Source organism: Cellulomonas aerilata, from assembly GCF_007991755.1.
Classification (GTDB): Bacteria; Actinomycetota; Actinomycetes; order Actinomycetales; family Cellulomonadaceae; genus Pengzhenrongella; species Pengzhenrongella aerilata.
Genome location: NZ_BJYY01000017.1, coordinates 17,884 through 30,203, shown reverse-complemented (window position 1 = coordinate 30,203; position 12,320 = coordinate 17,884). Strand labels below are relative to the sequence as shown.

Here is a 12,320-nt window from a genome sequence, read left to right as displayed (position 1 = left end):
CGCGGAGGCCGTCGACGTGGCGGAGGCGCGCGTGGCCCATGGCGGTCTGACATCCGACGTCGAGGCACGCCTGGCCGTCGCGGACGCCCAGCTCGCCGGTGCCGACTACTGGGTCGTCTGCCGGCCCGTGCTGGACGCCGGGACGCTGGTGGACGTGGAGTACGTGTTCGCCAACGCCGCCGCGGAACGGGCCCTGGGCCTGGGTCCGCTCGGGGGCCGGCGCATGTTCGAGCTGGTCCCCGAGGTGCGCGACACCCTGCTGCCGATGTTCCGGGCCGTCGTGGAGTCCGGCGAGCCGCAGCACGCCACGACCCGGGACGTGGTGCGGGACCGCCGCCCCGACTCGGTCGGCGACGGGGACCGGGACGACGGCCCGGCGGAGCCGGGCTGGACGACCGTCGACGTGCGCGCGTGGCGCGAGCTCGTCGTCGTGCACTGGCAGGACGCGACCGCGGAGCAGACCCATGCCCTGGCCACGGCTCGCAGCGACGCCCGCCTGCAGGCGCTCCTCGCCAACGCCGGGGAGGTGATCGTCGTCTTCGCGCCGGACGGGCGCACCGTGCTCTACCAGAGCCCCTCCATCGAGCGGGTGCTCGGGCGCACCGCGTCGCAGGACGGGATCTCCTCGCGCGTCCACCCGGACGACCGTCCCGCCGTGGACCGCGCCTTCGCCGAGATCGCCGACCGGGGACTGGGTGCCCGCGCGGAGCTCGAGCTGCGCCTGGAGCACACCGACGGGCGCTGGCTGTGGATCCACGTCCGCGGGGAGAACCACGTGGACGAGCCGGACGTGGGCGGCATCGTCCTGAACATCTGGGACGTGACCGCGCAGCACGAGCTCGCCGACCAGCTCCGCCGGCAGGCCCTGCAGGACCCGCTGACCGGGCTGCCCAACCGCCGCCTCATCGACGCTGAGCTCGAGCGTGCGCTCGGTCGGACCGAGCGGACGCCGGGGCGCGTCGGGCTCCTCCTGTGCGACGTGGACTACTTCAAGGGCGTCAACGACGCGCTCGGTCACCCCGCCGGTGACCAGCTGCTCGTGCAGGTCGCCGAGCGGCTGCGTGCGGTCGTCCGGCCGGCGGACACGGTGGGCCGGCTCGGCGGCGACGAGTTCGTCGTGATCGCCGAGGACCTGCGCTCGCCGCACGAGCTGAGCGCGCTGACCCGGCGGCTGCAGGGCGCGCTGCGCGGCATGTACCGGGTCGGCGGTCACGACCTGCCGGTGACCGTCACGCTCGGGGCGAGCTGCTCGACCGGCGACGCGACCCCCAGCTCCCTGCTCAGCGAGGCGGACACCGCCCTGTACGAGGCGAAGCGGGCCGGGCGGGACCGCAGCCAGCTCTTCGACCGGCGCGCGCACGGCCGCAGCCGGGACCGGGTCGTCCGGCAGGCGGCGCTCAGCACGGCCGTCGACGACGGACAGCTCGTGCTGCACTACCAGCCGAAGGTCGACCTGCGCAGCGGTACGCCGGTCGCGGCCGAGGCGCTGGTGCGCTGGCAGCACCCCACCCAGGGCCTGCTCATGCCGGGAGCGTTCCTGCCGCTCGCCGAGGAGGGCGCGCTCGTCGTGGACCTCGGCCGGTGGGTGCTGGAGGCGGCGATGCGCGCCGCCGCGGCGTGGACCTGGTCCGGGACCCCCGGGACGGAGCTGCCCGCGCCGGCGGTGGACATCAACGTGTCCGGGCGGCACCTGACCCACCCGAGCATGCTGGAGCACCTCGACCGGGCGCTGAGGACGAGCGGCATCGACCCGGCGCGCGTCGAGCTCGAGCTCACCGAGACCGTGCTCCTGCAGGACCTGGAGATGGCCGGCCGCATCCTGGCCGGCGTCCGGGACCGGGGCGTCCGGATCGCGCTGGACGACTTCGGAACGGGCTACTCGTCGCTCACCTGGCTCCAGCGGCTGCCCGTCGACACCGTCAAGCTCGACCGCAGCTTCATCGCCGACCTGCTGTCGGACAGCGGCGGGTTCGGTCCGGACATCCTGGGGAGCGTGACCTCGCTGGCGCACGCCCTGGGCAAGAACGTCATCGCCGAGGGCGTGGAGACCCGCGCCCAGCACGAGTACCTCGTCGGGCTGGGGTGCGACCAGGCGCAGGGCTACTACTACGGTCGTCCCGCGCCCGAGACCCCGTTCCCGGCCGCGCGCGAGGCGGCCGGCGGAGCGGCCGACGGGGCGACGACGACCTAGCCTCGGCGCATGCCTCCACGTCGCCGCACCGACCCGGCCGACGGACGCGCCGCGCTGGCCGTCTGGCGGTCCGACCCGGCCGCCGCGCCGCGGGCCACGGTCCGCACCGCGGTGCGGTTCACGCTCGAGGAGCTCGCCGACCTCGCGCCCGGGCACGCGGTCGAGGTCCGGGTGCCGCCCGACGGCGCCGTCCAGGCGGTCCCCGGCCCGCGGCACACCCGCGGCACGCCGCCCAACGTCGTGGAGACCGACCCCGCCACCTGGCTCGCCCTGGTGACCGGGGAGCTGTCGTGGGCCGCCGCGGTCGGTGCGGGGCGGGTGGCGGCGTCCGGTGAGCGTGCCGACCTCGCCGGATACCTGCCGCTGCAGGCGGCACGGCAGCGCGACTGACCGCGGTCGGGCGGTGGCCGCCCGCGGGTAGGGTCGACTGCCGTGAGCACCGACGAGCGACCGGCCGGACCGGCGGACCCCCGACCCGCCGGGACCCCGGCGGCGGAGGCCTCCATCGCGCCGTCCCCGGAGCCCTCCGCTGCGCCGTCCCCGGAGTCCTCTGCGGCGCCGTCGCCGGAGTCCTCTGCGGCGCCGTCCCCGGAGCCCTCGGCCGCGGCGTCCCCGGAGTCCTCCGCGGCGGCGTCCGTGGTGCCGGACGACGCCACGCTGGCGGAGATCGCCGAGCCGGCGCAGCTGCGCCGCGCCCCCCGGATCGGCGCGTTCATCACCACGGGGGTCCTCGTGGGCGCGGTCGCCGGCTGGCTGCTCGCGGTGCTGGGCAGCGGGACGTCGGGCGAGGCCCGCACCGGTGCGATCCTGCTCACCGCGGCAGGGCTCGCTGCGCTCGGCGCCATCCTCGGGTCGGGGTTCGCCGCGCTCGCGGACCGGCGCAGCGTGCGGCGCCGTCCTGGCCGCAGCGCCTCGCGCTGACCCGCCGGGGACCCGCCGGCGACGTCCCCCCGGCCCCGCCCCGGCGACCCCCGGACGGGCGCCGTCACGAGCGTGTGCGACCATGGAGTACGTGGCCCTTCGCGGAGACGGACGACTGACGCACGACCTCCTACCCGGCGAGAAAGGCCCGCAGGACGCCTGCGGAGTCTTCGGCGTCTGGGCCCCCGGGGAAGAGGTCTCCAAGCTCGCGTACTTCGGTCTCTACGCGCTGCAGCACCGCGGCCAGGAGGCCGCCGGCATCGCCACGTCCAACGGTGAGCAGCTGCTCGTCTACAAGGACATGGGCCTGGTCTCGCAGGTGTTCGACGAGACCGCCCTCAACGCGCTGACCGGGCACCTCGCGATCGGCCACACGCGGTACTCCACCACCGGCGGCAGCACCTGGGAGAACGCCCAGCCCACGCTCGGCGCGACGGCGGGCGGCACGATCGCCCTCGCGCACAACGGCAACCTCACCAACACCGCCGAGCTCGTCGACCTGGTCGCCGAGCGGTACGGCGCGCAGCGCCGCGGCGAGCTGGCCCGCGGCAACACCACGGACACCGCGCTGGTCACGGCACTGCTGGCCGGCGACCCGGACCACACCCTCGAGGCCACCGCGATGGAGGTGCTGCCGCGCCTGCGGGGCGCGTTCTGCCTGGTCTTCATGGACGAGCACACCCTGTACGCCGCACGCGACCCGCAGGGCGTGCGCCCGCTCGTCCTCGGCCGGCTGGAGCGCGGCTGGGTCGTCGCCAGCGAGAGCGCCGCGCTGGACATCGTCGGCGCCTCCTTCGTGCGCGAGGTGGAGCCCGGCGAGCTCGTGGCGATCGACGCGGACGGCCTGCGGACGCAGCGCTTCGCCCCCGCCGACCGCGCCGGCTGCGTGTTCGAGTACGTCTACCTCGCCCGCCCCGACACCGCGATCGCCGGGCGGTCCGTCCACTCCGCCCGCGTCGCGATGGGTCGCCAGCTGGCCCGGGAGTTCCCGGTCGAGGCCGACCTCGTGATCCCGGTCCCCGAGTCCGGCACGCCCGCGGCCGTCGGCTACGCGGCCGAGTCCGGGATCCGCTTCTCCCAGGGCCTGACGAAGAACGCCTACGTCGGCCGGACGTTCATCCAGCCGTCGCAGACGCTGCGCCAGCTCGGCATCCGGCTCAAGCTCAACCCGCTGAAGGAGGTCATCCGGGGGCAGCGGCTCGTGGTCGTCGACGACTCGATCGTCCGCGGGAACACCCAGCGCGCGCTGATCCGGATGCTGCGTGAGGCCGGCGCCGCCGAGGTGCACGTGCGCATCTCCTCCCCGCCGGTCAAGTGGCCCTGCTTCTACGGCATCGACTTCGCCTCGCGCGCCGAGCTGATCGCCAACGGCCTGACCCCGCAGGACATCGGCGCCTCGCTCGGCGCCGACTCCCTGGGCTACATCTCCCTCGAGGGCATGATCCAGGCGACCGAGCAGCCGGCGGCGCAGCTGTGCACCGCCTGCTTCACCGGGCGGTACCCGATCGAGCTGCCGTCGGCGGACCGGCTGGGCAAGCACTTCCTGGAGCAGTCCGAGCTCCCGCTCGGCGCGCCGGAGGACGGCCTGCAGACGCTGCTCCCGGCCGCGGGTGGCGCCGGCGCGCTCGGGCACCCGTGAGCGGCGCGAGGACCTCGCCCGTGCCCGACGACGCCCCCTCCGCCGCGTCCACGGCGAGCGGCCAGGTCACCTACGCCTCCGCCGGGGTCGACACCGCCGCCGGCGACCGCGCGGTCGAGCTCATGAAGGCCGCCGTCGCCCGGACGCACGGGCCGCAGGTTCTCGGTGGCGTCGGCGGCTTCGCGGGCCTGTTCGACGCGAGCGCGCTCAAGTCCTACGACCGCCCGCTGCTGGCGTCGTCGACGGACGGCGTGGGGACCAAGGTGGCGATCGCGCAGGCGATGGACGTGCACCACACCATCGGGTTCGACCTGGTCGGCATGGTGGTCGACGACATCGTCGTGTGCGGCGCCGCGCCGCTGGTGATGACGGACTACATCGCGTGCGGCCGCGTCGTCCCGGAGCGGATCGCGGACGTCGTGCGCGGCATCGCCGCGGCGTGCGAGGTGGCGGGGGTCGCGCTCGTCGGCGGGGAGACCGCCGAGCATCCTGGCCTGCTCGGGCCGGACGAGTACGACGTCGCGGGTGCCGCGGTCGGCGTCGTGGAGGCCGCGGACCTGCTCGGCCCGGAGAAGGTGCGCGACGGCGACGTCGTGCTGGCCGTCGCGTCGTCCGGGCTGCACTCCAACGGCTACTCGCTGGTGCGCAAGGTCGTGCAGGTCGCCGGCTGGACGCTCGACCGGCACGTCCCCGACCTGGGTCGGACGCTCGGGGAGGAGCTGCTCGAGCCGACCCGCGTCTACGCCGCCGACCTGCTCGCGCTCGCGCGGGACGCGGGCGCCGGGGTGCACGCGTACAGCCACATCACCGGCGGCGGGCTCGCCGCGAACCTCGCACGGGTGCTGCCGGTCGGGCTCGCCGCGACCGTCGACCGGGGCAGCTGGACGGTCCCGCCGGTGTTCGACCTGGTGCGTGGCCTGGGGCAGGTGCCGTGGGACGACCTGGAGAGCACCCTGAACCTCGGGGTGGGCATGGTTGCCGTGACGTCGCCCGAGGGCGCCGACGCGGCTGTCGCGCACCTCGCCGGCCGTGGGCTGGCCGCCTGGCGGCTGGGGACCGTCACGGCGGACGACGGCGCGGCCGGGCCGGGCGTCGTCCGGGGGTCCAAGGGCGTCCGGGGCGGTGCCGTCCGGATGACGGGGACGTACCGCACCACGTAGCACGCGCACCGCCGCGTACGGCGGTGCGCGTGGTCACGTGCGAGGTGTGCGTGCCGGGAGCCCGACGCACCGGACCGCGCCGAGGCGGTCCGGCGGGTGGGTCAGCGCTCCTCGACCCAGCGCGGGAAGTCGTCCGCGTCGGTGTCGTCGGTGGAGTCGACGGCGGACCGACGGCTCTCGGTCACGACGTCTCGGTGGCCGTGCGACGTGAGCTCCTGCTCGAGAGCCCTGTAGTTCGTCTCGGGGCTGAAGTACTTCAGCTCCCGGGCGACCTTCGTCTGCTTAGCCTTCTGACGGCCGCGCCCCATGGCATCGACCCCCTCTTACGTGGATGCGGGGCGGCAACGTGCAGAACACGCGCGGCCCCGGGGTGCTGAAAATCGTCTCTTAGGCCCCCAACGGTACATGGTCATTCGCTATTCCGACCACTCGCGGGGTGTGCCGTGGACGACCCTCGGGCGGTGCGCCGGGCAGCGACTCGCGCGGGCTCCGCCGAGCCGTCAGGTGCGCGGCCTTAACGGATCCGGCGCAGAGCCGGTTCAGCCCTCGATTCTGCCCTCAGCGAACATGCGGACGCCGCCCGGGTGTCCGAGATGGGGCGAGATGGAGCGTTTTGCCCGGTAGCGGCCATTTCCGGGCTCTGGACGGCCCCGCGGACGGCCTGATCGGCGCGCACCGGCAAGCCGCACCGACATGTCGTCTCCCGGGACGTGGGGTAGACCTGGTGTACCTCGCCTGAGGGCACCACCTGGACCCCTCCGGTGGCAGGCCGAGGCCCTGCGGAGGCGCGCGATGTCCGTTCAGCACACCGGGCCGGATTCCCTGCTGACACCGTCCGAGGTCGCGTCCTTGTTCCGCGTCGATCCGAAGACCGTGACGCGATGGGCCAAGGCGGGCAAGCTCTCGGCGGTGCGGACGCTGGGCGGTCACCGCCGGTACCTCGAGTCCGAGGTCCGCGACCTGCTCGCCGGGGTGCCGAGGCAGCGCCCGGAGGACTGAGCCTGCCGGAGGCATGAGGGTCCGGCGGCCTGAGCGTCCGGCGGGTCGCCGGTCGCGGTGCGTCCACCCCCGGCTCGTCCGGGCCACCGCCGTGTCCGAAAGCCGCTAGCCGGGACGCCCCACGAGGCCGAGGATGGCAGGTGTGAGCCTCCCTCCCGCGCCGTCCACGAACCGCGACGCCCACGCGACGGCCGCGCCGTGGCAGGACGAGCGCACGGCGTACCGGGCCATCAGCGGCCGTGACCCCCGCTTCGACGGCCGCCTGTACGTCGGCGTGCTGTCGACCGGGATCTACTGCCGCCCGTCGTGCCCGGCGCGGACCCCCCGCCCGGAGAACTGCCGGTACTACGCGGCCGCGGCGGCGGCCGTCGCCGCAGGGTTCCGGGCGTGCCGACGGTGCCGGCCGGACGCGCTGCCCGGCACGCGGCAGTGGGACGGCCGCGCCGACCTGGCCGCCCGTGCGCTGCGGGCGATCGCGGACGGCGTCGTCGACGAGCACGGGGTCGCCGGGCTCGCCTCGCGGCTGCACGTCAGCGACCGGCACCTGCACCGGGTGCTCGTCACCGAGGTGGGCGCGTCCCCGCTCCAGCTGGCCCGCACGCGCCGCGCGCAGCTGGCCCGCGTGCTGCTGGACCAGACGTCGCTGCCCATGCCGGACGTCGCGTTCGCCGCCGGGTTCGCCAGCGTGCGGCAGTTCAACGACGTGATGCGTGAGGAGTTCGGCGCCGCGCCCTCCGCCCTGCGCGCGGTCGGGCGGCGCGCGGGTGCGGGGCCCGGGCGGCCCGGGCGTCCGGGGCAGACCCGGCAGGGCCGCGGCGGGGCGGGCCCCGGGCCGGCGGTCGACGACGACCGGGCCGCCGGTGACGAGCGCGTGCCGGTCGAGGGCGCCGAGCTCACCCTGCGCCTGCGGCACGCGCTGCCGTACGACGCCGCCGGGTGGTTCGACCACGTCGCGCACCGCGCCGTACCCGGCCTGGAACGGGTCGACGCCCGCAGGGACGGTGGTCCGCGCCGGGTCACCCGGCTGGTCGCCGCCCCGGGCGGGCCCGTGCTGGTCGAGGTCGGCGTCTCGGACGACGGCGGGCAGGTCCACGCCGCGCTGCGCCTGGCCCGGCTCGACGACCTCGGCGGCGTCGTCGCCCGCCTGCGCCGCTGGCTCGACCTGGACGCGGACCCGTCCGCCGTCGACGCCGCGCTGGCCGACGACGCGCTGCTGGGACCGCTCGTCGCCGCCCGCCCCGGGCTGCGGGTGCCGGGCACCGTCGACCCGTTCGAGCTCGCCGTGCGGGCCGTGCTCGGTCAGCAGGTGTCCACGACCGGGGCCCGGACGCTGGCCGGCAGGCTGGTCGCCGAGCTCGGCGCCGACGGGCCCGTGGCGTCGGACGGGCTGCGGGTGTTCCCCACCCCGCAGGCGATGGCGGACGCCGGTCCGGACCGGTTGCGCACCCTCGGGCTCACCGGGGCCCGCGCGGCGACGCTCGCAGCCCTCGCCGCCGCCGTCGCCGACGGGCTGCCCCTGGACCCCGCGGCCGACCGCTCGGAGGTCCGCGCGGCGCTGCTCGCGCTGCCCGGTGTCGGCCCGTGGACGGCCGACTACGTCGCCCTGCGCGCCCTGGGCGACCCTGACGTGTTCCCCGCCGGCGACCTCGTCCTGCGGCGTGCTCTGGCCGAGCTGCCCGGCGGGACCGGGACGGGGGTGACCGTCCCGGCGGCTGCCGCGCACGCCCGCGCCTGGAGCCCGTGGCGCGGGTACGCCGCCCAGCACCTGTGGACGGCGTGGGCGGCGCGGGGCGCCGCCACCCGGGCGCGCCGCGACCCGACCCCGGCCGCGCGCCGCGACGCCCCGTCCGCCGCCACGACGGTCGGGCCCCGCACGAGATGATGAGACCGAGCACCGTGCGGCACGTCCGCCGTGCCTACCCCTGGAGAGCCCGATGAGCACCGCACCCCTGCTGGCGACGACCGTGCCCGCCCCCGCGGGCGACCTGACCTTCGTGCTGACGCCGGAGGACGGCGTCGTGCGCGTCGCCGGCTTCAGCCCGCTGACGGACGTCGTGGCCCGCATCCCCGCGACCCTGTCCGCGCGCGACGTCGAGTTCGTCGCGCCGGAGGACGTCGCCGACCACCCGACGCTCGAGACCGCGGTCCGCGCCGTCCAGCGGTACGCCGCCGGGGACCTCGGCGCGCTCGACGCCGTCCCGGTCGAGCAGCCCGGTGGCCCGTTCTTCCAGCAGGCGTGGGCTGCCATGCGGGCGATCCCGGCGGGCCGCACCGCCACCTACACCGAGCTCGCGGCCGCCGCCGGCAGCCCGCTGGCCGTGCGGGCCGCGGGCAGTGCGTGCGCGCGCAACCTGGTGGCCCCCTTCGTGCCCTGCCACCGGGTGCTGCGCACCGGCGGGCTGCTCGGCGGCTACTACTTCGGGCTGGACGTGAAGCGCGCGCTGCTGACCCACGAAGGGGCGCCGGAGGTCGCGGTGCTCGCCGACCGGCCCGCCGAGGCGCGCCCGGTCGACGCCGCGGACGCGGCCGACGTGGCCGCCGCGTCGGGGCTCGGCGTGCCCGCGTGACCCGGGCGTCGGCCCGCACGCTGGTCGGGGGCTGGGCCGCGTCCTACGCGCTGCTGGCCGTGCTGTGGGGCTGCAGCTTCCTGTTCATCGCCACCGCGCTGCGGTCCTTCACGCCGACCCAGGTGGCCTTCGGGCGGATCGTCGTCGGGCTCGCGCTGCTGGGCGCGCTGCTGCTCGCGCGACGGGAGCTGCCGCGGCTGCGGCGCGGTCTCCTGCGCGACCTGGCGATCGTGGCCGCGGCGATGACCGCCGTGCCGTTCGTGCTGTTCGCCCTCGCCGAGCAGCGGGTCAGCTCGGTCCTCGCCGGCCTGGTGAACGCGACGACCCCGCTGTTCACCGCCGTGTTCGTCGGGCTGCTCGTGCCCGCCGAGCGTCCGGACCGCGTGCAGGCGTCGGGTCTCGCGATCGGCTTCGCGGGCATCGCCGTGCTGCTCGGCGCGTGGGACACCACGTCGATCGACGTCCCCGGCGGGCTCATGCTGCTGGGCGCGACGCTGTGCTACGGCGTCGGCAACGCCTGGAGCCGGCGGCGGCTCACCGGCAGCGGGCTGTCGCCGGTCGCGCTGCCGGCCGTCCAGCTGACCCTGGGCTCGGTCATGCTGGCGCCCTTCGTCCTGGCCACCCCGGTCCCGGTCGACGTCGACGCCGGGGCGGCGGCGGCCCTGCTCGCTCTCGGGCTGGGCGGCACCGGAGCGGCGTACGTCCTGTACTGGCGGGTGCTCGAGCAGGCCGGCGCGACCGTGACGGCGAGCGTCACGTACGTCATCCCGCTGGTGTCGACCACGCTCGGCGTCGTCGTGCTGCACGAGACCCTGCACTGGTACGAGCCGGTGGGCGGCGTGGTCGTGCTCGCCGGCGTCGCGCTGACCCAGTGGGGCGTGGGACGCCGACGGCGAGCACTCGCGGCGGCCTCGGCGGCGGGCACGGTCCCGCCCGGGGCGACGACGGGGCCCACGAGCGTGAGCGCGCCCACGCGCGGCTGACGCCCGCCGGCAGGTGCGCGGCGGGCGTCAGGGCAGCGCGGTCAGATCTTGCGGACCAGGGCCGTCAGCAGGCCCACCGCGGCCGCGGCGCCCACGCCGACGATGATCCGGGCGCGGTTGCGGTCCTCGGGACGCGTGTCGGGGTCGGTCCCGGCGTCCTTGACGACCTGCTTGGCCTTCTCCACGAGCTCGTTCGCCTTGGCCTTGGGGTCCAGGCGGTCGGTCAGCTCGTCGATCGTCGAGGCCAGCTCCGCGCGGTTGCGGGCGATCTGCGCCTCGATGTCCTCGGGATTGGCGGTCATGAGCGGAACCCTTCCTTGACGGCCTGCACGTCCTGCTTGACGTTCTCGGCGGTGCGCTCCGGCTTCGGCGGGACGCCCTTGTCGAGCGACTTCTTGCCGAGCAGGGCCAGCACACCCGCGACGACCAGGAGGACGACGGCGACGATGAGCGCGGCGAGCCACGCGTCCAGCACGAGGGACAGCGCCAGGATCACCGTGGTGATCAGCACCCCGAACGCGAAGAAGCCGAACAGCGCGGCGCCGGCGAGCAGCCCGGCGCCGATCGCGCCGGCCTTCGCCTTGCGGGAGAGCTCGGCCTTGGCCAGCTCGATCTCGGACCGGACGAGCCGGGACGTCTGCTCGGAGAGGCGGCTGAAGAGCTCACCCATCGACGGACGTCCGCCCGAACCCGGGGACGTCCACTGCGAGGCGGTCGACATGCCATCACTTCCCTACGTCAGGTGTCACAAGGGCCCCAGTGTGTCGGGAACCGCGATTCTGCGCGAGGCGTTCGCGCTGGCCGGAGCCATGGTGGCACGTGGAGGAGGGCGTCCCGGTGCACCGGGTGCGCGACATGCGCGCGACGGTCCGGGCACGGATCAGCCCCGCCCGGAGGAGCCGGACGGGGCTGAGGGAGGTGGCCACGAGCGGGGTCGAACCGCTGACCTTCCGATTTTCAGTCGGACGCTCTACCAACTGAGCTACATGGCCGAACCGACAACGCCCGGCCATAGGGCCGGGCGGATGTCAGCGACCCCGACGGGACTCGAACCCGCGACCTCCGCCGTGACAGGGCGGCGCGCTAACCAACTGCGCTACGGGGCCTCGGTGAGGAGACCGGTACTGCACGTGCACACGAGACGTACCCCCAACGGGATTCGAACCCGTGCTACCGCCGTGAAAGGGCGGGGTCCTAGGCCGCTAGACGATGGGGGCGGGTCAACGCCCTTGACGTCGAGCGCCGGAAGACCTCGGAAAGCATAGGACAGATCCCGGGGATCACCAAAGCGGCCCCCGGACGGCCCAGTCGCCAGCCTGTGGCAGGCCTGCCACAGGCCTGTCGCCGGCCCGTCGGGGGCCCCTGGCGGGGGGCCGTCGCGGGCCTGCCTGACGCGTGCTGGAGAGGTGACCGACAGTCGACCGACGGCCGACGGCCGACCGGCAGCCGATCGGCGCGGGCCCGCCGCCGGCCGGGGGAGGATGGCGGGCGTGGTCGACATGTCGCGCGAGGAGTTCGAGGACGCCGTCCGGGACGCCCTGGACGAGATCCCCGAGGAGCTCGCCGACCAGATGGACAACGTGGTGGTCCTGGTGGAGGACGACCCGCCCGAGGACGACCCCGAGCTGCTCGGTCTCTACGAGGGCGTGCCGCTCACCGAGCGCGGGGAGTTCTGGGCCGCCGGCGCCCTGCCGGACCGCATCACGATCTTCCGCCGGCCGACCCTCGCGCTGTGCGACTCTCGCGACGAGGTCGTCGACGAGGTCGCCGTGACGGTGGTCCACGAGATCGCGCACCACTTCGGCATCGACGACGACCGCCTGCACGAGCTCGGCTGGGGCTGACGGCGCGGCGTCCGGG

Annotated in this window: 13 protein-coding genes and 3 tRNA genes; 10 read left to right on the top strand and 6 right to left on the bottom strand. The window is 75.6% G+C overall.

The window, feature by feature from the left end; genetic code table 11:
* Nucleotides 1–31 precede the first annotated feature (31 nt).
* The 5 genes from CAE01nite_RS13880 to purM all read left to right on the top strand — a co-directional run bounded on the left by CAE01nite_RS13880 (nt 32) and on the right by purM (nt 5,911).
* Nucleotides 32–2,191 (top strand): putative bifunctional diguanylate cyclase/phosphodiesterase, encoded by a 2,160-nt coding sequence (locus CAE01nite_RS13880; protein ID WP_146905746.1) that lies wholly within the window; start codon nt 32–34, stop codon nt 2,189–2,191.
* Nucleotides 2,192–2,200: 9 nt separating this feature from the next.
* Nucleotides 2,201–2,581, top strand: a complete 381-nt coding sequence (locus CAE01nite_RS13875) for a sterol carrier family protein (protein WP_146905743.1) — start codon at nt 2,201–2,203, stop codon at nt 2,579–2,581.
* A 42-nt stretch (nt 2,582–2,623) separates the two neighbouring features.
* A complete protein-coding gene (locus CAE01nite_RS13870) occupies nt 2,624–3,112 on the top strand; it encodes a hypothetical protein (protein WP_146905740.1) in 489 nt (162 codons plus the stop codon).
* Between the two features lie 91 nt (nt 3,113–3,203).
* Nucleotides 3,204–4,751 carry an amidophosphoribosyltransferase gene (purF, locus tag CAE01nite_RS13865; protein ID WP_146905737.1) on the top strand — a complete coding sequence of 516 codons (1,548 nt, stop codon included), beginning with the start codon at nt 3,204–3,206 and terminating at the stop codon, nt 4,749–4,751.
* 20 nt (nt 4,752–4,771) lie between these two features.
* Nucleotides 4,772–5,911, top strand: coding sequence for a phosphoribosylformylglycinamidine cyclo-ligase (purM, locus tag CAE01nite_RS13860; RefSeq protein WP_146905734.1), 1,140 nt, complete (start codon nt 4,772–4,774; stop codon nt 5,909–5,911).
* A 101-nt stretch (nt 5,912–6,012) separates the two neighbouring features.
* Here the strand turns inward: purM and CAE01nite_RS13855 are convergent, their stop codons facing one another.
* On the bottom strand, nt 6,013–6,219 hold the full coding sequence (locus CAE01nite_RS13855; protein WP_146905732.1) for a DUF3073 domain-containing protein: 207 nt from the start codon (nt 6,217–6,219) through the stop codon (nt 6,013–6,015).
* A gap of 484 nt (nt 6,220–6,703) precedes the next feature.
* Between CAE01nite_RS13855 and CAE01nite_RS13850 the strand changes: the two genes are divergently transcribed.
* The 4 genes from CAE01nite_RS13850 (at nt 6,704) to CAE01nite_RS13835 (ending at nt 10,460) form a co-directional block, all read left to right on the top strand.
* Nucleotides 6,704–6,910 carry a BldC family transcriptional regulator gene (locus tag CAE01nite_RS13850; RefSeq protein ID WP_146905729.1) on the top strand — a complete coding sequence of 69 codons (207 nt, stop codon included), beginning with the start codon at nt 6,704–6,706 and terminating at the stop codon, nt 6,908–6,910.
* Between the two features lie 133 nt (nt 6,911–7,043).
* Nucleotides 7,044–8,792 (top strand): DNA-3-methyladenine glycosylase 2 family protein, encoded by a 1,749-nt coding sequence (locus tag CAE01nite_RS13845; protein WP_146905726.1) that lies wholly within the window; start codon nt 7,044–7,046, stop codon nt 8,790–8,792.
* Nucleotides 8,793–8,844: 52 nt separating this feature from the next.
* Complete coding sequence (locus CAE01nite_RS13840; protein WP_146905723.1) at nt 8,845–9,477, top strand: methylated-DNA--[protein]-cysteine S-methyltransferase; 633 nt, start codon at nt 8,845–8,847, stop codon at nt 9,475–9,477.
* A complete protein-coding gene (locus CAE01nite_RS13835; RefSeq protein WP_146905720.1) occupies nt 9,474–10,460 on the top strand; it encodes a DMT family transporter in 987 nt (328 codons plus the stop codon). The genes CAE01nite_RS13840 and CAE01nite_RS13835 overlap by 4 nt, the downstream gene beginning before the upstream one ends.
* A gap of 41 nt (nt 10,461–10,501) precedes the next feature.
* On the opposite strand, the gene CAE01nite_RS13830 is transcribed toward CAE01nite_RS13835, so the two are convergent.
* The 5 genes from CAE01nite_RS13830 to CAE01nite_RS13810 all read right to left on the bottom strand — a co-directional run bounded on the left by CAE01nite_RS13830 (nt 10,502) and on the right by CAE01nite_RS13810 (nt 11,677).
* Nucleotides 10,502–10,762 carry a DUF3618 domain-containing protein gene (locus CAE01nite_RS13830; RefSeq protein WP_146905718.1) on the bottom strand — a complete coding sequence of 87 codons (261 nt, stop codon included), beginning with the start codon at nt 10,760–10,762 and terminating at the stop codon, nt 10,502–10,504.
* On the bottom strand, nt 10,759–11,181 hold the full coding sequence (locus CAE01nite_RS13825; protein ID WP_146905716.1) for a phage holin family protein: 423 nt from the start codon (nt 11,179–11,181) through the stop codon (nt 10,759–10,761). The genes CAE01nite_RS13830 and CAE01nite_RS13825 overlap by 4 nt, the downstream gene beginning before the upstream one ends.
* A 198-nt stretch (nt 11,182–11,379) precedes the next feature.
* Nucleotides 11,380–11,452, bottom strand: a tRNA-Phe gene (locus CAE01nite_RS13820).
* A 40-nt stretch (nt 11,453–11,492) separates the two neighbouring features.
* Nucleotides 11,493–11,566 (bottom strand) — tRNA-Asp (locus CAE01nite_RS13815).
* Between the two features lie 38 nt (nt 11,567–11,604).
* Nucleotides 11,605–11,677, bottom strand: a tRNA-Glu gene (locus CAE01nite_RS13810).
* Between the two features lie 264 nt (nt 11,678–11,941).
* Between CAE01nite_RS13810 and CAE01nite_RS13805 the strand changes: the two genes are divergently transcribed.
* Entirely contained in the window at nt 11,942–12,304 is a 363-nt protein-coding gene (locus CAE01nite_RS13805) for a metallopeptidase family protein (RefSeq protein WP_146905713.1), read from the top strand.
* Nucleotides 12,305–12,320 lie beyond the last annotated feature (16 nt).

Coding starts and splice junctions, on each gene's coding strand:
- CAE01nite_RS13855 (WP_146905732.1), bottom strand. CDS start 6,219: ATGGGGCGCGGCCGTCAGAAGGCTAAGCAGACGAAGGTCGCCCGGGAG.
- CAE01nite_RS13875 (WP_146905743.1), top strand. CDS start 2,201: ATGCCTCCACGTCGCCGCACCGACCCGGCCGACGGACGCGCCGCGCTG.
- CAE01nite_RS13830 (WP_146905718.1), bottom strand. CDS start 10,762: ATGACCGCCAATCCCGAGGACATCGAGGCGCAGATCGCCCGCAACCGC.
- CAE01nite_RS13845 (WP_146905726.1), top strand. CDS start 7,044: ATGGCAGGTGTGAGCCTCCCTCCCGCGCCGTCCACGAACCGCGACGCC.
- CAE01nite_RS13805 (WP_146905713.1), top strand. CDS start 11,942: ATGGCGGGCGTGGTCGACATGTCGCGCGAGGAGTTCGAGGACGCCGTC.
- CAE01nite_RS13825 (WP_146905716.1), bottom strand. CDS start 11,181: ATGTCGACCGCCTCGCAGTGGACGTCCCCGGGTTCGGGCGGACGTCCG.
- CAE01nite_RS13840 (WP_146905723.1), top strand. CDS start 8,845: ATGAGCACCGCACCCCTGCTGGCGACGACCGTGCCCGCCCCCGCGGGC.
- CAE01nite_RS13850 (WP_146905729.1), top strand. CDS start 6,704: ATGTCCGTTCAGCACACCGGGCCGGATTCCCTGCTGACACCGTCCGAG.